Here is a 22,706-nt window from a genome sequence, read left to right on the forward strand (position 1 = left end):
TCATGCGCCGAGGTGCTTGCCGACGATGCCGGCCAGCTCGAACATCGTGACCTGGTCCTTGCCGAACACCGGCTTGAGCTTGGCGTCGGCATTGATGGCGCGCTTGTTGGCAGCGTCCTGCAGGCCGTTGGCCTTGATGTAGTCCCACAGCTTCTTGATGACCTCAGTGCGCGCCACCGGTTCGGCGCCGATCACCGCGGCCAGCGCGTCGCTGGGCTTGAGTCCGGCGCCCGGCTTGCGCGGCGCCTTGGGCGCGGCGGCCTTCTTCGCCGCCGCGACCTTCTTGGCGGCCGGCGTCTTGGCTGCCGCCTTCTTTGCCGCCGCCGGCGCCGCCTTGGCGAAAGTCTTGCGCGGCGGGAACTTGCTGGTCCGCGGCTCGAACTCGAAGGTCACCTTGCCCTCGTCCTTGTTCCATGTGAGGAAGGCCTTGAAGGCGCGGCGGGTCCGCATCGAGACGAACTTGTCGAGCAGGTCGGTCTTGCCGGTGGCCAGCAGCTTCTCGACCTGGGCCCGCTCGATCGGCTGCTGCAGGATGATCTTGCCGGTCTTGAAGGTGCAGCTCGGCGTCGGCTGCGCGGTGGTCGGCACCGATTTCTCGCAGACGTAGTTGCTGCCGTGCTCGAACACCGGCGCGCCGCAGACCGGGCACGGGCCGACGGTGTCCTGCTGGCTGAAGTCGACGATCTCGCCGGTGTCGGCGTTCTTGTCGTCGCCGAAGTCGAACTCCAGCTTCCAGTTCTTCGCCTCGTCGTCGAACTTCAGGATGATCTCGGAGGTGAAGGGCCACCCGGCCTTCGAGCGGAAGCCTTCGAGCGGGCCGATGTGCTTGTCGCGCAGCAGCGCCTCGGCCTCGGCCACCTCGAAGGTGCGCCCGGCCGGCGACTTGCCGAACGAGAAGCCGCAGGGCTCCTGCCCCGGCTTGCCGGTGCAGCTGTAGCGGCGGTAGTTCTCCTTGACCACGCCGCCGCAATTGGGGCACGGCGTCGCCAGCGTGGCGTAGTCGCCGGGCACGGTGTCGCGGTCGTATTCCTTGGCCTTCTTGACGATGTGCTCCGTCATCTCGGCGATCTCGCGCATGAAGGCCTCGCGGCTCAGCTTGCCGTGCTCCATCTGCGCCAGCTTGTATTCCCATTCGCCGGTCAGCTCGGCCTTGGAAAGTTCCTCGACGCCGAGCCCGCGCAGCAAGGTCATCAGCTGGAAGGCCTTGGCGGTCGGGATCAGTTCGCGGCCTTCGCGGATCATGTATTTCTCGGCCAGCAGGCCTTCGATGGTGGCCGCGCGCGTGGCCGGCGTGCCCAGGCCCTTCTCCTGCATGGCCTCGCGCAACTCGTCGTCGTCGATGGTCTTGCCGGCGCCTTCCATCGCGCCGAGCAGCGTGGCTTCCGAATAGCGCGCCGGTGGGCGGGTCTTCAGTCCCTTGGGATCGGCCGCTTCGACCTTCACCAGTTCGCCGGGCTTGACCGGCACCAGGCGCTTGCCGTCCTTGTCGTCTTCCTTCTCGTCGTCCTCGGCTTCCTTGCCCCAGATCGCCAGCCAGCCGGCCTTCACGAGCACCTTGCCGTCGGTGCGGAAAGGGTACTTCTTGCCGCCCTGCTCGACCGTGCTGATGCGCGTCGTGACCTGGTATTCGGCGCTCGGGAAGAACACCGACATGAAGCGCCGCACCACGAAGTCGTACAGCTTCTGCTCGGCGTCGGACAGGCCGCTGGGCGCCTGCAAGGTCGGGATGATCGCAAAGTGGTCGCTGACCTTGGCGTTGTCGAAGATGCGCTTCGACGGCTTCACGTAGTTGTTGTCGACCGCCTGCTGCGCGAAGGGCGCGAGGTGCTTCATGCCACTGTTGGCCAGCATCTTCATCGTGTCCTTGACCACCGGCAGGTAGTCCTCGGGCAGCGCGCGTGAGTCGGTCCGCGGATAGGTCAGCGCCTTGTGGCGTTCGTAGAGGCTCTGCGCCAGCGCCAGCGTGGTCTTGGCGCTGAAGCCGAAGCGGCCGTTGGCCTCGCGCTGCAGCGAGGTCAGGTCGAACAGCAGCGGCGATGCGCTGGTGGTGGGCTTGCTCTCTTCGGTGACGGTGGCGGGCTTGCCGCGCGCGGCGTCGGCGATCTCGCGCGCCTCGCGTTCGTTCCAGACCCGGTCGGCGCGTTGCTCGGGGTCGGGCACGCCGTCGGGGCCGGGTGGCGGCTTCTTCCAGTTCGGGTCGAACCACTTGCCCTGGTAGGTGCCGGCCTCGGCCAGGAAGCTGCCATGCACTTCCCAATAGTCGCGGCTGACGAACTTGCGGATCTTTTCCTCGCGCTCGACCACCACCGACAAGGTCGGAGTCTGCACCCGCCCGACGGTGGTCAGGAAGAAGCCGCCGTCGCGCGAGTTGAAGGCGGTCATGGCGCGCGTGCCGTTGATGCCGACCAGCCAGTCGGCCTCGGAGCGCGAGCGGGCGGCGTCGGCCAGGCCCTGCATCTGCTTGTCGGTGCGCAATTGGTCGAAGCCGTCGCGGATCGCCTGCGGCGTCATCGACTGCAACCACAGGCGCTTGACCGGCTTGCCCAGCGGCGCCTTGCCGCCGGCGTATTGCTCGATCAGGCGGAAGATCAGCTCGCCCTCGCGGCCCGCGTCGCAGGCGTTGACCAGCTGGGTCACGTCCTTGCGCTTGGCCTGCTTGACCACCGCGTTGAGCCGCGTCTTGGTCTTGTCGACCGGCTTCAGGTCGAAGCGCGGCGGGATCACCGGCAGGTTGGCAAAGCTCCACTTGCCGCGCTTGACGTCGAATTCTTCCGGCGCCTGGATTTCGACCAGGTGGCCCACGGCACTGGTGACGACGTACTTGTCGTTCTCGAAGTGCTCGTCGTGCTTGTCGAACTTGCCCGCCACCGGCGTCAATGCGCGCACGATGTCCTGCGCCACCGAGGGTTTTTCTGCAATCACCAACGTTTTCATCAACCAATCCTATTCATTCAGTCCACTCCCGCATCCCCCGACAGGGTTGCCTTCCCGCCCCTCGACGTCCAACGCGAGGCGGGATGGGGCCACCAGGCCGCCGCCGGGCCGCCCCAAGGCGGCCTGCGCCCCCTCGGGGGGCAGCGACCACACGAAGTGGGGAGCGTGGGGGCCACATCTACAATCGGGCGCTTCTCGCGTGCGTACGCGCACGCGCATGCGTACATATTCAAACTAACAGACTTCGGCGATGCCTTCCAAATCCCCCATTTCCGGCGGCCGCCGAATCCAGACCCGTCGCTCCGGTGTCCACGGCAACGGCGTCTTCGCCGTGCAGGATATTGCAGAAGGCGAAACGCTCATCGAATACAAGGGCGAGATCATTTCCTGGAAGGAAGCCCTCCGGCGCCATCCCCACGATCCGACCCAGCCGCAACACACCTTCTATTTCCACGTCGACGACGACCGCGTGATCGACGGCAATGTCGACGGCAACGCCGCGCGCTGGATCAACCACTCGTGCGAGCCGAATTGCGAGGCCGACGAGCAGAAGGGCCGGGTCTTCATCAAGGCGCTGCGCAACATCGCGGCTGGCGAAGAGCTGAACTACGACTACGGGCTGATCATCGACGAGCCGTACACCAAGAAGCTGCTGTCCGAGTTCCCCTGCTGGTGCGGGTCGGCGGACTGCCGCGGCACGCTGCTGGCGCCGAAGGACGACGACGAGGGCAAGAAGAAAAAGAAGAAGAAAAAGGCCAGGAAGGCCGAAAAGAAGGCTGCAAAGCAGGCCGACAAGCAATCAGGCAAGGCCGAAAAGAAAAAGAACGCCAAGGCCGAAAAGGCCGAAAAAGCCGAGAAGTCCGACAAGCGCTGAGCATGCCCGCCCCCTGGTTCGAAGACGAGATCGCGCAGAGCCTGGCGCCGTTGCTGCCCGGCATCGGCGTCGAGGTGGTGGCCGAGATCGGTTCCACCAACACCGAGCTGATGCGCCGTGCGCGCGAAGGCCACAACGCCGCGGTGCTGCTCGTGGCCGAGCGCCAGACCGCCGGCCGCGGCCGCCTGGGGCGTCCCTGGCAAAGCGCCCAGGACGCCCGCGAGCCGAGCTCGCTGACCTTCTCGCTCGGCCTGTCGCTGGCCCCGCGGGACTGGTCCGGCCTGTCGCTCGCGGTCGGCGTCAGCGTGGCCGAAAGCCTGGACCCCTCCGGCGCCGCCGGCCTGGGGCTCAAGTGGCCGAACGACCTGTGGGTCGGCGAACGCAAGCTCGGCGGCATCCTGATCGAGACCGCCCTGCTCCAGCCGGATGTCGCCGAGCGCTATCTCGTGATCGGCATCGGTATCAACATCGGCGAGCGCGAAGCGGCGAACCTCAGCACGCCGCCGGCCTGGCTGAAGGAATGGCGGCCGGGCGCGACGCCGGGCGAGGTGCTGCGCGAGATCGCCGCATCGTTGGTGCGCGACGTGCTGCTGTTCAGCGGCAGCGGCTTCGTGCCCTTCGCGGCCCGCTTCGCCGCGCGCGATGTGCTGCGCGGCCGCGAGGTGCGGCTCAGCGACGGCACCGAAGGCCACTGCGAAGGGGTCGGATGGGGCGGCGAGCTGCTGGTCCGCACGGCCGCGGGCGTCCAGATGATCAGCAGCGCCGAAGTCAGTGTCCGGCCCCGTCCCGCCCCGATTTGACAGGACCCATGCGCCTGGTCGTCATCCTCCTGCTCGTCGCCAACCTGGGCTATTTCGCCTGGACCCGCGGCGCGCTGGCCCTCTTCGGCGCCGAGCCCGCGCGCTTCAGCGAGACCGAGCCGCAACGGCTGCAGCAGCAGGTCCGCCCGGAGATGCTGCAGATCCGCAAGGTCGAGCCCACCAAGCCCTAGCTGGCGCGCCGAAGCCAAGGCGGTGCGCCAGCAGCGCCGCTGCATCAGAACCCGTCCATGTTTCGCCCGAACCCTGCTCATTTCCCCCACGCCGACCCGTTCGACGCCTCTCCCATCCTGCGCGGCCCCGAGCGGCCCGAACTCATTCGAGACGAGGTCCTGGCGTCGTTGTTCGAGGCCACCGCCCGACGCGCTCCGACCCGGACGGCGCTGATCTTCGGCGATCGGCGGCTGAGCTACGGCGAACTGGACGCGCAGGCCGACAGTTGCGCAGCGCGGCTCATCGGCGACGGCATCCGCCCCGGGCAGATCGTCGGCCTGTGGCTGCCGCGCGGCATCGAGCTGCTGGTGGCGCAGCTGGCGATCGCCAAGACCGGCGCCGCCTGGCTTGCGCTGGATGCCGACACGCCGGTCGAACGCATCGCCGCCTGCCTGGACGATGCCGGTGCCGCGGGCATCCTGAGCTGCAGCGAGTTCGCGCTCCGCCTGGCGTCCATCGGCCGACCGCTCTGGCGGGTCGAGGCGCTGCTGGCCGAGGGCGTCCCGGCTGGCGCGCTGCAGCGGCGCGCCGCGGCGCTGCCCGAGCACCCGGCCTACGTGATCTACACCTCGGGCTCGACCGGAAAGCCCAAGGGCATCGCCATCAGCCAGCGCAGCATCTGCCACTTCCTGCGCAGCGAGAACGAGATGCTGGGCGTGCGGCAGGACGACCTCGTCTACCAGGGTTTCTCGGTCGCCTTCGACATGTCGTTCGAGGAGATCTGGCTCAGCTACCTGGTCGGCGCGACGCTCTGGATCGCGCCGAAGGCGCTGGCCTCCGACCCCGAAGCGCTGCCGCAGGCACTGGCCGTGCATGGCATCAGCGTGCTGCATGCCGTGCCCACGCTGCTCGCCCTCTTCGGCCAGGACGTGCCGAGCCTGCGCCTGATCAACCTCGGCGGCGAGGCCTGTCCGCCCTCGATGGTGGCGCGCTGGGCCCGGCCCGGCCGCCAACTCTTCAACAGCTACGGCCCGACCGAAACCACGGTGTCGGCCAGCATGGCCGAACTGGCGGTGGACGACCCCGTCACCATCGGCCTGCCACTGCCCAACTACGCGCTGCTGGTGATCTCGACCGACATGGCGGCCGGCCCCCGGATGCTGCCGCGCGGCGAGATCGGCGAGTTGTGCATCACCGGGCCTGGCGTCGCGGCGGGCTATCTGGGGCGCCCCGAGCTGACGGCCGAGAAGTTCCTCCCCAACCCCTGGTCGCGCGACACCGACGACGCCCGGCTGTATCGCACGGGCGACCTGGCCCGCATCGACGAACTCGGGCGCGTCCAGTGCCTGGGCCGGACCGACGACCAGGTCAAGATTCGCGGCTTTCGCGTCGAGCTCGGCGAGATCGAGGTGCTGCTGGCACAGCAGCCGGGCGTGGGTACCGCGGCCGTGGTGCTGCGCGAGGTCCAGGGCGTCGACCAGCTGATCGCCTTCCTGGTGCCGGAGGGCAGCGCCGAGGTCTCGGCCCCCGCATTGCGCTCGGCGCTCGCTGCGCGGCTGCCGCCTTACATGGTGCCGAGCCGGATCGAGCTGCTGCCGCAGATGCCGCGGCTGAGTTCCGGCAAGATCGATCGCAAGGCCTTGAAGGCGCAGCCGCTCCCGGAAGCCGCCGCTCCCGCCGGCGATTCGGACCGCCCGGAGACGGCCGCCGAAGTCACGCTGTTCGCGGCGCTGGCCGCGCTGTTCCCCGGCTTCGCGATCCGCCGCGATTCGGATTTCTTCGACGAACTCGGCGGCCATTCGCTGCTGGCGGCGCGGCTCGCGTCGATGCTGCGGGCCGATCCGCGCTTCACCCGGATCACGGTGCGCGAGATCTACCGCAGCCGCACGGTCGGCGGCATCGCTGCCGCGCTGGAGGCCAGCGGCAGCCAGGCTGCCGAGCGCGTGCCCGACTGGACGCCGCCTTCGGCCTGGCGTCGCTGGCGCTGCGGCCTGGCGCAGGCGCTGGCCATCCCGGGGCTGGTCGCCATCCGCATGGCGCAGTGGCTGGCGCCTTTCTTCACCTACCACTTCTATACGGGCAGTCCAGGCGATTCGGTTCCCTACGCGGTGGCGATGTCGGTGGCCGCCTTCCTGGTCGCCACGGTGCTCGAGTTCGTCCTGGCCCTGGCCGGCAAATGGCTGATCGCCGGCCGGCTGGCGCCGGGCCGCTACCCGCTCTGGGGCCTGACCTATTTCCGCTGGTGGCTGGCCGACCGACTGGTCGATGCGGCGCCCACCTATTTCATCAGCGGTTCCTCGCTCCACGCCTGGTGGCTGCGGGCGCTGGGCGCACGCATCGGGCGCGACGTGATGATCGGGTCGGTCAAGCTTCGCGCGCCCGACCTGTTCTCGGTCGGCGACGGTGCCAGCATCGGCAACGCGGTCAACTTCGAGAACGCGCGCGTGCTGTGCGGCGAGCTGCGCCTCGGGCCGATCGCCATCGGCGCGCAGGCCCACGTCGGCTCCTACGCGGTGCTGGAAGGCCACACCCGGATCGGGGACTGGGGCCATCTCGACGCCCAGTCCGCGCTGGCCGAGGGCCAGGCGCTGCCGGCCGGGCGCATCTGGAGCGGTTCGCCGGCGCGCGATGCGGGCGCCTTCGACCCGGCTTCGCTGCGCCCGCGCCTCGCCGTCAGCCGGCGCCGGCGCATCGGCGAAGGGCTGTTCTTCTTCACCGGCGCCCTGCTGGTGGCGGCGCTGTTCTTCCTGCCCCTGTTCCCGACCTTCATGCTGATCGACGTGCTGGACGACTTCGACCGCTTTCCCTGGCTGGAGACCAACGGGGTCGTGCTGCAGCTGCTGAAATACTTCGTGCTGGCGCTGCCGGCGGCGGCGGTGATGATCGTGCTCACCGCGCTGGTCTCGGCCGGGATCCGCTGGAGCGTGCTGCCGCGCCTGAAGAGCGGCAGCTGGCCGGTGCACAGCAACGTCTACTGCGGCAAATGGCTGGTCAACCAGATCCAGGAGTCGAGCCTGGCGGTGCTGCACGGCGTCTACGCGACGATGTTCGCGCCCGCCTGGTACCGGCTGCTCGGCGCCAAGGTCGGACGAAATGCCGAGATCTCGACCGCGCTGGGCGTCGTGCCCGACATGCTCACGCTCGGCGAAGGCAGCTTCATCGCCGATGCAGTGCTGCTGGGCGACGAGGAGATCGACGGCGGCTGGATGTCGATGCGCCCGACGGTCATTTCGCGCCGCAGCTTCGTCGGCAACGGGGCCTACATCCCGGACGGCACCACCCTGCCCGAGAACGTGCTGATCGGCGTGCTCGGCCGCGCCCCCGATCCGGCCGCGGTCCGCAGCGGCGACACCTGGGTCGGCTCGCCGGCGCTGCGCCTGCCGGCGCGCGAAGTCGTCACCGGCCATCCGGAAGAACTGACCTTCAACCCCTCGCCCATCCGCAGGCTCGGACGCGGCCTGGTCGAGGCCTTCCGCATCGTTGCGCCGCACGCCATCGTGATCGCCGCGGGCTACACCATCGTGCTGGCCGTGATGCCCTCGGCGGCCGCGGGCCATTGGGGCGCCGTGGTCGCCTACCTGACCGTCGATGGCCTGGTCTTCGGCCTCGCGACCTTCGTCTTCGTGGTCCTGTTCAAGTGGCTCTTCCTGCGCCGCTACCGCCCGCTCGCGGTGCCGATGTGGACGCCCTTCGTCTGGCTCTCCGAGGCCGCGACCAACCTCTACGAGGGCATCGCCGTGCCCAACTTCATGCACTACCTGCGCGGCACGCCCTGGCTGCCGCTGGCGTTCAACCTGCTGGGCGCGAAGATCGGCCGCGGGGTCTACCTGGACACCACCGACCTCACCGAGTTCGACTGCGTGCGCATCGGCGACCACAGCGAACTCAATGCCCAGTGCTGCCCGCAGACCCACCTGTTCGAGGACCGCGTGATGAAGATCCATCACGTGGACATCGGCGCCCGGGTCAACATCGGCCCGCGCAGCATCGTGCTCTACGGTGCGACGGTGCACGACGGCGCCCAGCTCGGTCCGCTGACGCTGGTGATGAAGGGCGAAAGCATCCCGCCGTTTTCGCGCTGGAGCGGAAACCCCGCGGCGCCGGTCGCCGCCTGACCGGGACCCAGGCCGCGTTCGTCAGGCGTGCGAGCCCGGCCCGGGGGGGCGCCGGCCGCCGTCGCGGGTGTCGATGCGCAGGCTGACCAGCGTGCCGGGCGGCCGCTGGCCCGGATGGGCATCCTCGAGCCGGACGGTGGCGCTGTGCTGGCGGGCGATCTCCAGCACGATCGGCAGGCCCAGGCCCGAGCCGTCGGCCTCGTTGCCGAGCACCCGGTAGAAGGGCTGGAACACCAGTTCGCGCTCGTGCGCCGCGATGCCGGGCCCGTTGTCTTCTACCTGCAGCACCAGGACCTGGCCGAAGGGGTCGGCCAGCACCCGCGCCGTCACGACGCCGGGTCGATCGGGCGTTGACGGCGTGTAGTTGAGCGCGTTGTCGACCAGGTTGCGCACCAGTTCCTTCAGCAGCGTCGGATTGCCCTCGAACACCACGCCGGGCGAACCCGTCTCGGCGCCCTCGTAGCCGAGGTCGATGCGCTTGTCGATCGCCCGCGGCACGGCCTCGCGCACCACCTCGATCGTGAGCCGGGCCAGGTCGCAGGGCTGGCGCCCGATGTTGGCGCCGCTGCCCTCCGCCCGGGCCAGCGACAGCAGCTGGTTGACGGTGTGCGTGGCGCGCACGCTGGCGCGCCCGATCTGCTTGAGCGACTGCTTGAGTTCGTCGGCGTTGGCGCCCTCGCGCTGGGCCAGGTCGGCCTGCATCCGGAGGCCGGCCAGCGGCGTCTTCAGCTGGTGCGCGGCATCGGCGAGAAAGCGCTTCTGCGTCCCGATCGAGTCGTTGAGCTTGTTCAGCAGCTCGTTGACCGACAGCACCAGCGGCACGACTTCCAGCGGCACCGAGGATTCGTCCAGCGGGCTGAGGTCGCCGGGCTTGCGCTCGCGGATCCGCGCCTCGACCACCGACAGCGGCTTGATGCCGCGCACCAGCGCCAGCCAGATCAAGAGCACGGCCAGCGGCAGGATCGCGAACTGCGGCAACAGCACGCCCTTGATGATCTCGGTGGCCAGCACCGACTGCTTCTCGCGCGTCTCGGCCACCTGGAGCAGGGCCAGCGGCACATCCGGCGGCTGGCCCGCCACCCAGAGCGAGGCGATCCGCACCTTCTGCCCGTGCATCTGGCCGTCGCGCAGGTAGACCACGCCGGGCACCGGCGGATCGTCGGTGCCGGGGAACGGCACTTCGCGCTCGCCACTCAGCAGCATGCCGTGGACGTCGAGCAGCTGGTAGTAGACCCGGTCGATCTCGTCGCTGCCGAGGATCTCGCGCGCCGGCTGCGGCAGCACGAACTTGATCTGCCCGTTGTCGGTGTCGACCAGCCGGGCCAGGGTCTGGATGTTGGACTCCAGCGCCCGGTCGAAGGGCGCATTGGCGATGCCCTGCGCCACCAGCCAGGTCACGCCGATGCTGACCGGCACCAGCAGCAGCAGCGGCGTGAGCATCCAGTCGAGGATCTCGCCGAACAGGGAGCGCTGGGCGCGCTGGAAGAGTTTGACCAAGCGGGTGCGGCGCGCCGGGGATCAGGAGGGGATCTTCTCGAGGCAGTAGCCGAGCCCGCGCACGGTGGCGATGCGCACCGGGCCCTTCTCGATCTTCTTGCGCAGGCGGTGGATGTAGACCTCGATGGCGTTGAGGCTGACCTCCTCGCCCCATTCGCACAGGCGCTCGACCAGCTGGTCCTTGCTGACCAGCCTGCCGGCGCGCTGCAGCAGCACCTCGAGCAGGCCCAGTTCGCGCGCCGACAGCTCGATCATCTTGCCGTCGATGGTCGCCACCCGGCCCGCCTGGTCGTAGACCAGCGGGCCATGCTTGATCGCGTTGCTGGTGCCGCCCATGCCGCGCCGGGTGAGGGCGCGCACGCGGGCTTCGAGCTCCTGCAGCGAGAAGGGCTTGGCCATGTAGTCGTCGGCGCCGTAGTCCAGGCCCTTGACCCGTTCCTCGACGCTGTCGGCCGCGGTCAGCACCAGCACCGGCAATTGCGAGCCACGCGCGCGCAGCCGCTTGAGGATCTCGAGGCCATGCAGGTTGGGCAGGCCGAGGTCGAGGATCAGCAGATCGAACTCGCTGTTGGTCATCAGCGCGGCATCGGCTTGCGTGCCGGTCGCCACGTGGTCGACCGCCGAGCCCGAGGTGCGCAGGCTGCGCAGCAGGGCATCGGCCAGCACCTGGTCATCTTCTGCAATCAGTATTCGCATGGTGCCTTGCCTCCAGAGCAACCTTGAATTCTAGGCCGCCGTGTACGCCTCGAGACCGATGGTTACCACGGTGGCGATCTCGCTGCCGACGCTGGCGCTGAACTCGTCCTCGGCCTGCGCGACGGCACGGCGAAAGGCCTCCAGCCAGGCCAGCCCGTCGGTCGTGAACAGCACCCGCCGCGCCCGCGCATCGAACGGATCGGGCCCGCGCGTGACCAGTCCCCAGGCCTCGCACTGGTCGACCAGCGTGCCCATCGCCTGCTTGGTCATGCCGGCTCGCTCGGCCAGCTCGGTCAGCCGCGAGCCCTCGCGCGCCAGGTGGCGCGTGATGTGGATGTGGGCGGCGCTCACCTGGGCCCGGGCCGCCAGGTTCGACAGCGCCAGCGGCACCTCGGCGTCATGCGCCATCAGGCTCAACACCCGCTCGTCGAAGCGCCGCATCGCGTGGCCCAGCAGGCGGCCCAGATGGGTCTGGCGCCAGGCGTCGTCGGAGGGTTTGTCCATGGCGTCGAATGGTAAGGCAAACTGACCAAAAAATGGGTCGCCGGAGCCATATCCCTCGCTACACTACTGTTCAAGCATCCAGCCTGTAATTAAAAGCAGATCGATGCGGCCTCTACAACCCATTGATATTCAAGGAGTTTTCCACATGGACGCACTCGTCAAAGGCACCAGCATCTCGGTCCCCAACAGCGAAAAGGCCAAGGCCCTGCAGGCCGCCCTGGCCCAGATCGAAAAGCAGTTCGGCAAGGGCACGATCATGCGGCTGGGCGAGGGCGAGGCCCTGGAAGACATCCAGGTGGTTTCCACCGGCTCGCTGGGCCTGGACATCGCACTCGGCGTCGGCGGCCTGCCGCGCGGCCGCGTGATCGAGATCTACGGCCCTGAATCCTCCGGCAAGACCACGCTCACCCTGCAGGTCATCGCCGAGATGCAGCGCCAGGCCGGCACCTGCGCCTTCGTCGACGCCGAGCACGCGCTCGACGTGCAATACGCGCAGAAGCTCGGCGTCAACCTGTCCGACCTGCTGATCAGCCAGCCCGACACGGGCGAGCAGGCGCTTGAGATCGTCGACTCGCTGGTGCGTTCGGGCGCGGTCGACCTGATCGTGGTCGACTCGGTCGCCGCGCTCACGCCCAAGGCCGAAATCGAAGGCGAAATGGGCGACTCGCTGCCCGGCCTGCAGGCCCGCCTGATGAGCCAGGCGCTGCGCAAGCTCACCGCCACCATCAAGAAGACCAACTGCATGGTCATCTTCATCAACCAGATCCGCATGAAGATCGGCGTCATGTTCGGCTCGCCCGAAACCACCACCGGCGGCAACGCGCTGAAGTTCTACGCCTCGGTGCGGCTGGACATCCGCCGCATCGGCACCATCAAGAAGGGCGACGAGGCGATCGGCAACGAGACCAAGGTCAAGGTGGTCAAGAACAAGGTGTCGCCGCCCTTCAAGACCGCCGAGTTCGACATCCTGTTCGGCGAGGGCATCAGCCGCGAGGGCGAGATCATCGACATGGGCGTCAACGCCAAGATCGTCGACAAGTCGGGCGCCTGGTACGCCTACAACGGCGAGAAGATCGGCCAGGGCCGCGACAACGCCCGCGAGTTCCTGCGCGAGAACCCCGAGCTGTCGCGCGAGATCGAGAACAAGGTGCGCGAGTCGCTGGGCATTCCGCTGCTGGCCGCGGCGGTCGAGAGCGCCGGTGCCGACGCCGACAAGCCCGAGAAGGCGGAAAAGGCCGACAAGGCCGACAAGAAGTAACCGCCCGTGGCCTTCAGTGCGCCATCGCTCAAGGGGCGCGCCCTGCGCCTCTTGAGCCAGCGCGAGCATTCGCGCGCCGAGCTCGAGCGCAAGCTCAAGAAATACGAGGAAGAGCCCGGCACCCTGGCCCAGGCCCTCGACGAGCTGGCCGCCAAGGATTTCATCAGCGAGGCGAGGGTGGTGCAGTCGGTGCTGCACCAGCGGGCGGCCCGGCTGGGCGCCGCCCGCGTCCGCCAGGAGCTGTTGCACAAGGGCATCGCGCCCGAGGCGGTGGCCGAAGCGGTGGCGGGGCTGCAGGGCAGCGAGTTCGAACGTGCGCTCGAGGTCTGGAAGCGCCGCTTCGGCGTCCCGCCGCAGGATGCGACCGAGCGCGCCCGGCAGGTGCGCTTCCTGATGGCGCGCGGATTCGCCGGTGCCGTCGTCGCCAAGGTTCTGCGGTACGACCCGGACGAATAGGCCGGTTTCGCCAGGCCGTCGCTACATCTTCAAAATATTAGAATTTCTTTGCGATATCTAATTATCGACTTATAGTTTCCGTGAACGCGATCAGCTGGAAGACCAAAGCCCTGAAGCAGATGCGCAAGCTGCCGAGTCAGTCGGGCGCTGCAATCCGCGCAGCCGTGTCATCGGAGCTGGTCGATCTGTCTGCCGCGCGCAACGTGAAGAAGCTGATCAATCACGCGCACGGCTACCGCCTGCGGGTGGGCAACTACAGAGTGTTCTTTGACTTCAACGTGGCGATTCACATCGTCAGCATCGAGGAAGTGAGGAAACGAGATGAACAAACCTATTAGCTTCCAGACCATCCTGGATGGGGATGGTCGCCCCGCCTTCGTCGTGGTGCCCTACGACGAATTCGTGAAGCGCTTCGAGAACGAAGGCGACCTGGTGCCCGACGCCGTGGTCAAACTCGTCTTCGATGGCGCAATGTCGCCGGCCAAGGCCTGGCGTACCCACCTGGGCCTGACCCAGAACGAGGTCGCCAAGCGCATGGGTGTGACGCAAAGCGCGTATGCGCAGCTCGAAACCAGCTCGCGCCTGCGCAAGGGATCGCGCGAGAACATCGCGAACGCGCTGGGCATCAGCAGCAGCCAACTCGATTTCTGAAACTGCTCCGGCGCGGCTGAACTCGGCAATCCCCAGAACCCTTCGCTAAATCCCCAGCATCAGCTTGAGGTTCTGCACCGCCGCGCCGCTCGCGCCCTTGCCCAGGTTGTCGAGCCGGGCAATGACCACCGCATGCCGGTGGTCCTCGTTCGGGAACACGCGGATCTCCAGCTGGTTGGTGTCGTTGAGCGCCAGCGCGTCGATCTTGCCGTCGGCGGTCGGCGGCAGCACCTTCACGAACTGTTCCGGCGTGTTGCTCTTCGCGTAGTGGGCCGCCAGCGCGTCGTGCAGATGGGCGGCGCTCGGGCGGTCGGGCAGGTCGTCCAGGTGCAGCGGCAGCTGCACCAGCATGCCCTGCTTGAAGTTGCCCACCGAGGGGATGAAGACCGGACGGCGGGTCAGTCCGGTGTACTTCATGATCTCGGGGATGTGCTTGTGCTTGAGCCCCAGCGCATAGGTCTCGAACAGCGGCGCCTCGCCCTTTTCGTAGGCCTCGATCATGGTCCGGCCGCCGCCCGAATAGCCGCTGACCGAGGGCAGGGCGATCGGGAAGTCGGGTGGCAGCAGTCCGGCGTCGACCAGCGGGCGAACGATCGCGATCGCGCCGGTGGCATAGCAGCCGGGGTTGGCCACGCGCTCGGCCTTGGCGACCGCGTCCGCGTGTCCGGCAGCCAGCTCGGGAAAGCCGAACACCCAGCCGGGCGCCGTGCGGTGCGCGGTCGAGGCGTCGATGATCTTGGGGCGGCGGCCGTCGAGCTGGTCGATCAGCGCCACCGATTCGCGCGCCGCGTCGTCGTGCAGGCACAGCACGACCAGGTCGACCCCGGCCATCAGCGTGCGCTTGGCGGCGACGTCTTTTCGCAGCTCGGGCGCGATGCTCACGAGTTCGATCTGCGGCATCGACTGGAGCCGCTCGCGGATCTGGAGGCCGGTGGTTCCGGCTTCGCCATCGATGAAGACCTTGGGCATAGTGGGGCCTCGTGTGCCTTGGGAGTAAATACGTATTGACCACAAAGTGGGGTCAATTGTTGGTGCGGCGCACCATGATACAGTTCCCTGCTGTCCGCCGCCCCCGCCGCCAGGCGCCGTGGCCCGTGGACAGCAACCACATTCTCCCGATCTCAACCCCTCGTTCCGAGAGACACCCTCATGAAGATTCACGAGTACCAAGGCAAGGAAATTCTTGCCAAGTTCGGCGTGCCCGTACCCCGCGGCATCCCGGCGTACACAGTTCAGGAGGCGGTCGAGGCCGCCCAGAAGCTCGGCGGCCCGGTCTGGGTCGTCAAGGCCCAGATCCACGCGGGTGGTCGCGGCAAGGGCGGTGGCGTCAAGGTCGCCAAGTCGATCGAAGACGTCAAGAAGCTGGCCGGCGAGATCCTCGGCATGCAGCTCAAGACGCACCAGACCGGCCCCGAAGGCCAGAAGGTCCGTCGCCTCTACATCGAGGACGGCGCCGACATCCAGAAGGAATACTACGTCTCGGCCGTGACCGACCGCGCGACGCAGAAGGTGGCTTTCATCGCTTCGAGCGAAGGCGGCATGGACATCGAGGAAGTGGCCCACTCCACGCCCGAGAAGATCGTCACCGAGTTCATCGACCCGCTGACCGGGCTCGGCGACGCCCAGGCCAAGAAGATCGCCGACGCGATCGGCATCCCGGCCGACTCCACCGCGCAAGCCGTGGACGTCTTCAAGAAGCTCTACACCTGCTACATGGAAACGGATGCCTCGCTGGTCGAGATCAATCCGCTCAACCGTGACAGCAAGGGCAACATCATGGCGCTCGACGCCAAGTTCAACTTCGACAGCAACGCGCTGTTCCGCCACCCCGAGATCGTCGCCCTGCGCGACCTCGACGAGGAAGACGCGGCCGAAGTCGAAGCCAGCAAGTTCGACCTCGCCTACATCAGCCTCGACGGCAACATCGGCTGCCTGGTGAACGGCGCCGGCCTGGCCATGGCGACCATGGACACCATCAAGCTGTTCGGCGGCGAGCCGGCCAACTTCCTCGACGTGGGCGGCGGCGCCACCCCCGAGAAGGTGACCGAGGCCTTCAAGATCATGCTGAAGAACAAGAACGTCGAGGCCATCCTGGTCAACATCTTCGGCGGCATCATGAAGTGCGACACCATCGCCACCGGCGTGATCGCGGCCTGCAAGGCCGTGAACCTGCAAGTGCCGCTGGTGGTGCGCATGAAGGGCACCAACGAAGTCGAAGGCAAGAAGCTGCTGGCCGATTCGGGCCTGCCGATCATCAGCGCCGACACGATGGCGGAAGCCGCTCAGAAGGTCGTTGCGGCCGTCGCCAAGTAAGGAACAAGTCATGTCGATCTACATCAACAAAGACACCAAGGTCATCACGCAAGGCATCACCGGCAAGACCGGTCAGTTCCACACCGAGAAGTGCCAGGAATACGCGAACGGCAAGAACTGCTTCGTGGCCGGCGTGAACCCGAAGAAGGCCGGCGAGTCGATCTTCAACATCCCGATCTACGCCTCGGTCAAGGAAGCGGCCTCGCAGACCGGCGCCACCGTGTCGGTGATCTACGTGCCGCCGGCTGGCGCCGCCGCCGCCATCTGGGAAGCGGTCGAAGCCGACCTCGACATGGCGATCTGCATCACCGAAGGCATCCCGGTCCGCGACATGCTCGAAGTGCGCAACAAGATGCGCGCCAAGGAAGCCGCCGGCGGCAAGAAGACCCTGCTGCTCGGCCCGAACTGCCCCGGCCTGATCACGCCCGACGAGATCAAGATCGGCATCATGCCCGGCCACATCCACCGCAAGGGCCGCATCGGCGTGGTCAGCCGCTCCGGCACGCTGACCTATGAAGCCGTGGCCCAGCTCACCGAGATCGGCCTCGGCCAGTCGAGCGCGGTCGGCATCGGCGGCGACCCGATCAACGGCCTGAAGCACATCGACGTCATGAAGGCCTTCAACGACGACCCCGACACCGACGCCGTCATCATGATCGGCGAAATCGGCGGCCCCGACGAAGCCGAAGCGGCCCGCTGGTGCAAGGACAACATGAAGAAGCCGATCGTCGGTTTCATCGCCGGCGTCACGGCGCCTCCCGGCAAGCGCATGGGCCACGCCGGCGCGCTGATTTCCGGCGGCGCCGACACGGCCGATGCCAAGCTGGCGATCATGGAAGAGAGCGGATTCACGGTCACGCGCAATTTCTCGGAGCTTGCCAAGCGCCTCAAGGCACTCCTGTAAGTCGCCCCGCGTTCTTGCTGCCCACACAGAGAAGAAGCGCCCGCAACTCGGTTGCGGGCGCTTTTTCAATCAAACAACAGTGGAATAAAGAGACATGGAATTCCTTCAAACCACGGACTTCTGGATCGGTCTGCTCAAGATCGTCTGGATCAACATCATTCTCTCGGGTGACAACGCGGTCGTGATCGCGATGGCCGCCCGCTCGCTGCCGCCGCAGCAGCAGCGCACCGCCGTCCTGTTCGGCTCCGGCGCCGCCGTGGTGCTGCGGATCATCCTGACGGTGGTCGCGGCCAAGCTGCTGGCCTTGCCGTACCTGCAGATCATCGGCGGCCTGCTGCTGCTGTGGATCGGCACGCAGCTGCTCAGCGGCGAAGAGGAGGGCGATGGCGAAGGCAAGGAATACGGCAGCATGCTGGCCGCGGTCCGCACCATCCTGCTGGCCGACCTGGTCATGAGCCTGGACAACGTGATCGCGGTTGCCGCGGCCGCGCAGGGCAGCATGGTGCTGCTGATCCTCGGCCTGGCGATCAGCATCCCCCTGGTGATCTTCGGCAGCACCCTGATGATCAAGCTGATGGAGCGCTTCCCGATCATCGTCATGCTCGGTGCCGCCCTGATCGGCTGGGTGGCCGGAGAAACCATCGTGAGCGACACCATCCTGCGCGATATGCTTACGGCCAATCCGTGGCTGCATTACGCGGCAGCTGCGGCCGGCGCGGTGTTTGTCGTCGCTGTCGGAAAATGGCTGCAGAAGCGATCCCACGCCGCAGCCTGACAAGCCGCAGTCCCTCCACCTCCTGATCCATGGCGAATCCCGGTACTTCAGTTTCCAACGACCCCGGCGTCCTGAGGTGGGATTTCGCTGCGCTGACGGATCCGGGCCGGGTGCGCGCCAACAACGAGGACACCATCGCCTTCGAACCCTCGCTGGGGCTGGTGCTGCTGGCCGACGGCATGGGCGGCTACAACGGCGGCGAGGTGGCCAGCGGCATGGCGATCGCGCTGCTGCAGGCGAGTTTCGGCCGCTGGCTCGCGCATGCCGGGCCGCAGGCGCATCCGAAGGCGATCAAGCGCGCCCTGCAGGCCGGCACCGACGAGGCCAACGCGGCCATCCTCGAGGCCGGCATCGCGAACGTGCAGCTCCAGGGCATGGGGACCACGCTGGTGCTGGCGGCCTTCGGCTCGCATCGCGCCATCGTCGGGCACATCGGCGATTCGCGCTGCTACCGCCTGCGGGGCGACCAGCTCGAACTGCTGACCCGCGACCATTCGCTGCTCCAGGAGCAACTCGACGCCGGGGCCATCACGCCCGAGCAGGCCGTGATGTCGCCGCACCGCAACCTCGTCACCCGGGCGCTCGGCATCGAGCGCCACGTCGACCTCGAGATGCACGAGCACGGCGTGATGCCGGGCGACTTGTTCCTGCTGTGCTCCGACGGACTGTCCGAGATGGTGTCCAGCGCGCAGATTTTCACGATTTTGTTACAAGATATCGGCTTACCGGAGAAAGCAACACTTTTGGTTGCAACTGCGAACGACAATGGCGGCCGGGATAACATTTCGGTTGTCCTGGCCCGGGCGGGTGGGACCCAGGCCCCTGGTGCCACTGGATAAAGAAGGTCTTTCAAACTGTGCTGCCAGGGCCCTGCTGTGAACAAAACAACGAGATCCAGGAGTCGGCCATGCCGAAATTGATCGTGTCGATCGACGGTGTCGTGATCAAGGATGTCACGCTCGCCAAGGACCGGACCACGCTGGGGCGCAGGCCCTACAACGACATCGTGGTCGACAATCTCGCGATCAGCGGCGAGCATGCCGTGCTGCACATGATCGGCGGCGATGTCTACCTGGAAGACCTCAACAGCACCAACGGCACCTACGTCAACGGCCGGGCCATCAAGAAGCAGGCGCTCGAGCAGAACGACGTCATCGAGGTGGGCAAGTACAAGATCCGTTTCCTGGCCGGCGCCGCCGCGGCGGCCGAGAGCCTGCTGCCGGTCCGACCCGCCCCCCCGGCACCCTCGGGCCCGATTCCGCTCTCTTCCGCGCCCACGGTGCAGTCGCCGCTCGGCGGCGGCACGGCCGGCGCGGCCGTCATGCGGGTGCTCTCGGGCTCGGCCGCGGGGCGCGAGCTGTCGCTGCAGAAAGTCGTCACCACCATCGGCAAGCCCGGCTTGGCCGTCGCCGCCGTCACGCGTCGGCTGCACGGCTACGTGGTGGCGCCGATCGACGGCGAGACCCTGCTCAACGGCGAGCCGCTCGGCAGCGAGGCCGTGGCGCTGCAGGACGGCGACGTGCTCGAGCTCGGCGGCACGCGGATGCAGTTCGTCATCAGCTGACCGCGCCCTGAAGCAGCCGCGCCGTCTTCGACCGCGGGTGGCCGGATGAATCTGCTGCGCCGGCACGGCGCGCGCATCGCCATCACGCTGCTGCCGGTGGCGCTGGCCCTGGCGCATGTGCTGGGCGGCTGGCAGCTTCCCTTCGTCGACCGGCTCGACCGCTTCATCTACGACGTGCGGCTGCGGGCCACCCTGCCGGGCACGCTCGACCCGCGGATCGTCATCGTCGACATCGACGACACGAGCCTGCAGGCGCTCGGCCAATGGCCCTGGGGCCGTGACCAGCTCGCCCGCCTGACGACCGAGATCATGGAGCGGCAGCAGGCGCGGGTGCTGGGTTTCGACGTGTTGTTCGTCGAGCCCGATGCGAGCTCGGGCCTCGAGGCCCTGCGCCAGCTCGCGCAAGGGCCGCTGCGGGAACGGGCCGGGCTGGCCCGGGAGATCGAGCAACTTGCGCCCTCGCTCGACCGCGACGCCGCCTTCGCGAAGACGCTGGCCGGCCGCCGGGTGGCGCTCGGCTTCTACTTCACCCAGACCCAGGTGCCGCGCACCAAGGGCGCCCTGCCGGCGCCGGTCCTGCCGGTCGGCACCTTCCCCGAGGGCCGCGACTACACGACGCGCTGGAACGGCTTCGTCGGCAGCATCCCGCAGCTGGCCGAGGCGGCGCCGGCCGGCGGCTTCCTGAACGTGGTGCTCGACGGCAGCGTGGACGGCGTGATTCGCGCGGTGCCGCTGATCGCGCGCTACGACGGCGAGAACGCCCAGCCGGGGTATTACGAATCGTTGGCCCTGGTGGTGTACCGGCTGGCCGTCGGCGACACCGGCCTGGCGCCTGCGTTCGCGCCGGCCGGACCGGGAAGCGCGCCGCCGCCGCTGGAGGCGCTGATGCTGTCGACCGGGGACACGCGGCTGCGCGTTCCGGTCGACGCCAGCGCCAGCGTGCTGGTTCCGTTTCGCGGCGCGGGGGGGCCACGCGGCGGGTCCTTTCGCCATGTGTCGGCGTCCGAGGTTCTCCGCGGCGGCCTCGCCGCGGGGGAGCTGAAGGACAAGATCGTGCTCGTCGGATCGACCGCGCCTGGCTTGCAGGACCTGCGCTCGACACCGGTCGGCGCCGACTTTCCAGGTGTCGAAGTGCACGCCAACATCGTCTCTGGGCTCCTGGATTCGAGGCTCCCGGCAGTTCCGGATTACGCGCTGGGTTACGAACTCGTGATGCTGCTCGCGGCCGGGCTGGCGCTGGCCTTCGGCCTCTCGCTGAGCGCCGCGGCGCGTGCGATCGGGGTGGCCCTGTCGATCTGCGCGGTGCTGATCGGCGTCAACTCATGGCTCTTCCTGCGCGCCGGGCTGGTGCTGCCGCTGGCGCTGTCGCTGCTGATGGTCGCGCTGTCCTTCGTGCTCAACATGAGTTGGGGCTATTTCATCGAGGGCCGCGCGAGCCGCGGCCTGGCCCGCCTCTTCGGCACCTATGTGCCGCCCGAGCTGGTGGACGAGATGCGCGCCGATCCGGGCCGCTACAGCATGCGGGCCGAAAGCCGCGAGCTCACCGTGATGTTCTGCGACATGCGCGGCTTCACCGGGATGGCCGAGCAGATGGCGCCGGCCGAGCTTCAGGCCTTCCTGAACATCTTCTTCAGCCGCTTGAGCGAGATCATCAGCGCCCGCCGCGGCACCGTCGACAAGTACATGGGCGACTGCGTGATGGCCTTCTGGGGGGCGCCGGTCGAGACCGCCGATCATGCCGAGCTGGCCGTGCAGGCGGCCATCGAGATGGTCGCCGCGGTGCGGGAACTGAACGGCCGCCGGCGCGTGTTCGGGCAGCCGGAGGTCCAGGTCGGCATCGGCATCAACACCGGCGTGATGAGCGTCGGCGACATGGGCTCGGCCGTGCGCCGCAGCTACACGGTGGTCGGCGATGCGGTCAACCTGGCATCGCGGATCGAGGGGCTGGGCGTGCACTACGGCGTCGAGATCATCGCCACCGAGGCCACCCGGCGCGAGGCGCAGGGTTTCGCCTGGCAGGAACTCGACACGGTCCGTGTCCAGGGCAAGGGGCGGATGGTGCGCATCTTCACGCCTATCGGGCGGTCCGACAGCGTCGGCGCGGAAGTCCGAAATGAGCTGCAACAGTGGGATGGCGTGCTTTCCGCCTACCGCCTGCAGGATTGGTTACAAGGACAGGCTATGCTGTCGGCCCTCGTTGCCGTGGATGCCAAAAAAGTCCTTTACCAGCTATATGCACAACGTTTAGCCTCGATGTCGTTGCAGCCCAAGGATCCTGAGTGGGACGGCGCAACCCGGTTCGATTCGAAGTAGCGGCCTACGGGCTGGAAAGTCAAAAGGTCTCGCGAAATGCAGGTGCGTGTGTTGGGGTGCTCCGGCGCCATCGCCAAGGACTGCCGCACGACCTCCTTCCTGGTCGATTGCGACCTGCTGGTCGACGCCGGCACGGGCGTGGGCGACCTCACGCTCGACGAGATGGCGAAGATCGACGACGTGTTGCTGACGCATTCGCACCTCGATCATGTCGCCGCCCTGCCTTTGATGATCGATGCCATCGCCAGCCGCCGCACCCGGCCGCTGCGCGTGCATGCCTTGCGCGCCACCATCGAGGCGCTGCGGGCGCATGTATTCAACAACGTCATCTGGCCCGATTTCGCCAGCATCCCGAGCCGCGAGGCGCCGTTCGTGACCTTCCACGATCTGGTGATTGGCCAGGAGCTGGAGCTGGGCACCCGGGCCCTGAAGCACATCGAGGTGCTGCCGGCGGTCCATACGGTGCCGGCCTGCGGATTCGCGGTGCGCTGCGCGCAGGGCGGGCCGCACTGGGTGTTCAGTGGCGACACTGAACGCAATGCGCCCTTCTGGACCCGCGTGAACCAGCTCGACGTCGCGATGCTGGTGATCGAGACCGCCTTCAGCAACCGGGAACAGGCATTGGCGCGGCGCAGCCTGCACCTGTCGCCGGCGACCCTGGCGGACGAACTGGCCCAGATCGCGCCCGGGCGCAGCTACCCGATCTACATCACGCACACCAAGCCGGCCGAGACCGAAGAGATCATGAACCAGATCGACGTCATCGCGCATGGCTCGCGCATGCGGGCCGGCGGCGACGCGGGGTGGGACATTCGGTGGCTGCAGGCGGATGAGGTGCTGCAGACCTAATATGCTACTCATGCGTTGCATTCTTTCTCTCA

At 67.7% G+C, this 22,706-nt stretch carries 20 protein-coding genes; 15 read left to right on the plus strand and 5 right to left on the minus strand.

The window, feature by feature from the left end; all coding sequences use genetic code 11:
- Entirely contained in the window at nucleotides 1-2,934 is a 2,934-nt protein-coding gene (locus tag QTI68_RS03575) for a DNA topoisomerase III (RefSeq protein WP_286519707.1), read from the minus strand.
- A 250-nt stretch (nucleotides 2,935-3,184) separates the two neighbouring features.
- Here QTI68_RS03575 and QTI68_RS03580 point away from each other — a divergent pair, with 250 nt between their 5' ends.
- From QTI68_RS03580 to QTI68_RS03595, 4 genes are read left to right on the plus strand one after another with little or no spacing between them, the layout of a single operon-like run.
- Nucleotides 3,185-3,808 carry an SET domain-containing protein gene (locus QTI68_RS03580; RefSeq protein WP_286519708.1) on the plus strand — a complete coding sequence of 208 codons (624 nt, stop codon included), beginning with the start codon at nucleotides 3,185-3,187 and terminating at the stop codon, nucleotides 3,806-3,808.
- Nucleotides 3,809-3,810: 2 nt separating this feature from the next.
- Nucleotides 3,811-4,608, plus strand: coding sequence for a biotin--[acetyl-CoA-carboxylase] ligase (locus QTI68_RS03585; RefSeq protein WP_286519709.1), 798 nt, complete (start codon nucleotides 3,811-3,813; stop codon nucleotides 4,606-4,608).
- 8 nt (nucleotides 4,609-4,616) lie between these two features.
- Nucleotides 4,617-4,799: a sporulation protein gene (locus tag QTI68_RS03590; RefSeq protein WP_286510978.1), complete on the plus strand. Its 183-nt coding sequence runs from the start codon at nucleotides 4,617-4,619 to the stop codon at nucleotides 4,797-4,799.
- 57 nt (nucleotides 4,800-4,856) lie between these two features.
- Nucleotides 4,857-8,894, plus strand: a complete 4,038-nt coding sequence (locus QTI68_RS03595) for a Pls/PosA family non-ribosomal peptide synthetase (RefSeq protein WP_286519711.1) — start codon at nucleotides 4,857-4,859, stop codon at nucleotides 8,892-8,894.
- A 21-nt stretch (nucleotides 8,895-8,915) separates the two neighbouring features.
- On the opposite strand, the gene QTI68_RS03600 is transcribed toward QTI68_RS03595, so the two are convergent.
- From QTI68_RS03600 to QTI68_RS03610, 3 genes are all read right to left on the minus strand, one after another.
- The gene (locus tag QTI68_RS03600) at nucleotides 8,916-10,334 is read right to left on the minus strand and encodes a sensor histidine kinase (RefSeq protein ID WP_286520213.1); all 1,419 of its coding nucleotides are present in this window, start codon (nucleotides 10,332-10,334) and stop codon (nucleotides 8,916-8,918) included.
- Nucleotides 10,335-10,412: 78 nt separating this feature from the next.
- Complete coding sequence (locus QTI68_RS03605) at nucleotides 10,413-11,087, minus strand: response regulator (protein ID WP_286510980.1); 675 nt, start codon at nucleotides 11,085-11,087, stop codon at nucleotides 10,413-10,415.
- A 30-nt stretch (nucleotides 11,088-11,117) separates the two neighbouring features.
- Nucleotides 11,118-11,591, minus strand: coding sequence for a MarR family winged helix-turn-helix transcriptional regulator (locus tag QTI68_RS03610; RefSeq protein ID WP_286519712.1), 474 nt, complete (start codon nucleotides 11,589-11,591; stop codon nucleotides 11,118-11,120).
- A 145-nt stretch (nucleotides 11,592-11,736) separates the two neighbouring features.
- Here QTI68_RS03610 and recA point away from each other — a divergent pair, with 145 nt between their 5' ends.
- The 4 genes from recA (at nucleotide 11,737) to QTI68_RS03630 (ending at nucleotide 13,956) form a co-directional block, all read left to right on the plus strand.
- Entirely contained in the window at nucleotides 11,737-12,849 is a 1,113-nt protein-coding gene (recA, locus tag QTI68_RS03615; RefSeq protein ID WP_286519713.1) for a recombinase RecA, read from the plus strand.
- Between the two features lie 6 nt (nucleotides 12,850-12,855).
- Nucleotides 12,856-13,305: a recombination regulator RecX gene (gene recX / locus QTI68_RS03620; protein ID WP_286519714.1), complete on the plus strand. Its 450-nt coding sequence runs from the start codon at nucleotides 12,856-12,858 to the stop codon at nucleotides 13,303-13,305.
- Between the two features lie 80 nt (nucleotides 13,306-13,385).
- Complete coding sequence (locus tag QTI68_RS03625) at nucleotides 13,386-13,643, plus strand: type II toxin-antitoxin system RelE family toxin (protein WP_286519715.1); 258 nt, start codon at nucleotides 13,386-13,388, stop codon at nucleotides 13,641-13,643.
- Nucleotides 13,627-13,956, plus strand: coding sequence for a helix-turn-helix domain-containing protein (locus tag QTI68_RS03630; RefSeq protein ID WP_286519716.1), 330 nt, complete (start codon nucleotides 13,627-13,629; stop codon nucleotides 13,954-13,956). Before QTI68_RS03625 ends, QTI68_RS03630 begins: the two co-directional genes overlap by 17 nt.
- Before the next feature lie 45 nt (nucleotides 13,957-14,001).
- Here the strand turns inward: QTI68_RS03630 and argC are convergent, their stop codons facing one another.
- On the minus strand, nucleotides 14,002-14,925 hold the full coding sequence (gene argC / locus QTI68_RS03635) for an N-acetyl-gamma-glutamyl-phosphate reductase (RefSeq protein WP_286519717.1): 924 nt from the start codon (nucleotides 14,923-14,925) through the stop codon (nucleotides 14,002-14,004).
- Nucleotides 14,926-15,105: 180 nt separating this feature from the next.
- Between argC and sucC the strand changes: the two genes are divergently transcribed.
- The 7 genes from sucC to QTI68_RS03670 all read left to right on the plus strand — a co-directional run bounded on the left by sucC (nucleotide 15,106) and on the right by QTI68_RS03670 (nucleotide 22,674).
- The gene (gene sucC, locus QTI68_RS03640; RefSeq protein WP_286519718.1) at nucleotides 15,106-16,269 is read left to right on the plus strand and encodes an ADP-forming succinate--CoA ligase subunit beta; all 1,164 of its coding nucleotides are present in this window, start codon (nucleotides 15,106-15,108) and stop codon (nucleotides 16,267-16,269) included.
- 10 nt (nucleotides 16,270-16,279) lie between these two features.
- Complete coding sequence (sucD, locus tag QTI68_RS03645; RefSeq protein ID WP_286519719.1) at nucleotides 16,280-17,173, plus strand: succinate--CoA ligase subunit alpha; 894 nt, start codon at nucleotides 16,280-16,282, stop codon at nucleotides 17,171-17,173.
- A 94-nt stretch (nucleotides 17,174-17,267) separates the two neighbouring features.
- Complete coding sequence (locus tag QTI68_RS03650) at nucleotides 17,268-17,948, plus strand: TerC family protein (protein WP_286519720.1); 681 nt, start codon at nucleotides 17,268-17,270, stop codon at nucleotides 17,946-17,948.
- Nucleotides 17,949-17,977: 29 nt separating this feature from the next.
- Entirely contained in the window at nucleotides 17,978-18,787 is an 810-nt protein-coding gene (locus QTI68_RS03655) for a Stp1/IreP family PP2C-type Ser/Thr phosphatase (protein WP_286519721.1), read from the plus strand.
- 68 nt (nucleotides 18,788-18,855) lie between these two features.
- Nucleotides 18,856-19,512, plus strand: coding sequence for an FHA domain-containing protein (locus QTI68_RS03660; protein WP_286519722.1), 657 nt, complete (start codon nucleotides 18,856-18,858; stop codon nucleotides 19,510-19,512).
- A gap of 45 nt (nucleotides 19,513-19,557) precedes the next feature.
- Nucleotides 19,558-21,825, plus strand: coding sequence for a CHASE2 domain-containing protein (locus tag QTI68_RS03665; RefSeq protein WP_286519723.1), 2,268 nt, complete (start codon nucleotides 19,558-19,560; stop codon nucleotides 21,823-21,825).
- 36 nt (nucleotides 21,826-21,861) lie between these two features.
- The gene (locus tag QTI68_RS03670; protein WP_286519724.1) at nucleotides 21,862-22,674 is read left to right on the plus strand and encodes an MBL fold metallo-hydrolase; all 813 of its coding nucleotides are present in this window, start codon (nucleotides 21,862-21,864) and stop codon (nucleotides 22,672-22,674) included.
- The last annotated feature ends 32 nt before the right edge of the window (nucleotides 22,675-22,706 follow it).

The organism is Variovorax sp. J31P207 (assembly GCF_030316965.1).
Classification (GTDB): domain Bacteria; phylum Pseudomonadota; class Gammaproteobacteria; order Burkholderiales; family Burkholderiaceae_C; genus Variovorax; species Variovorax ginsengisoli_B.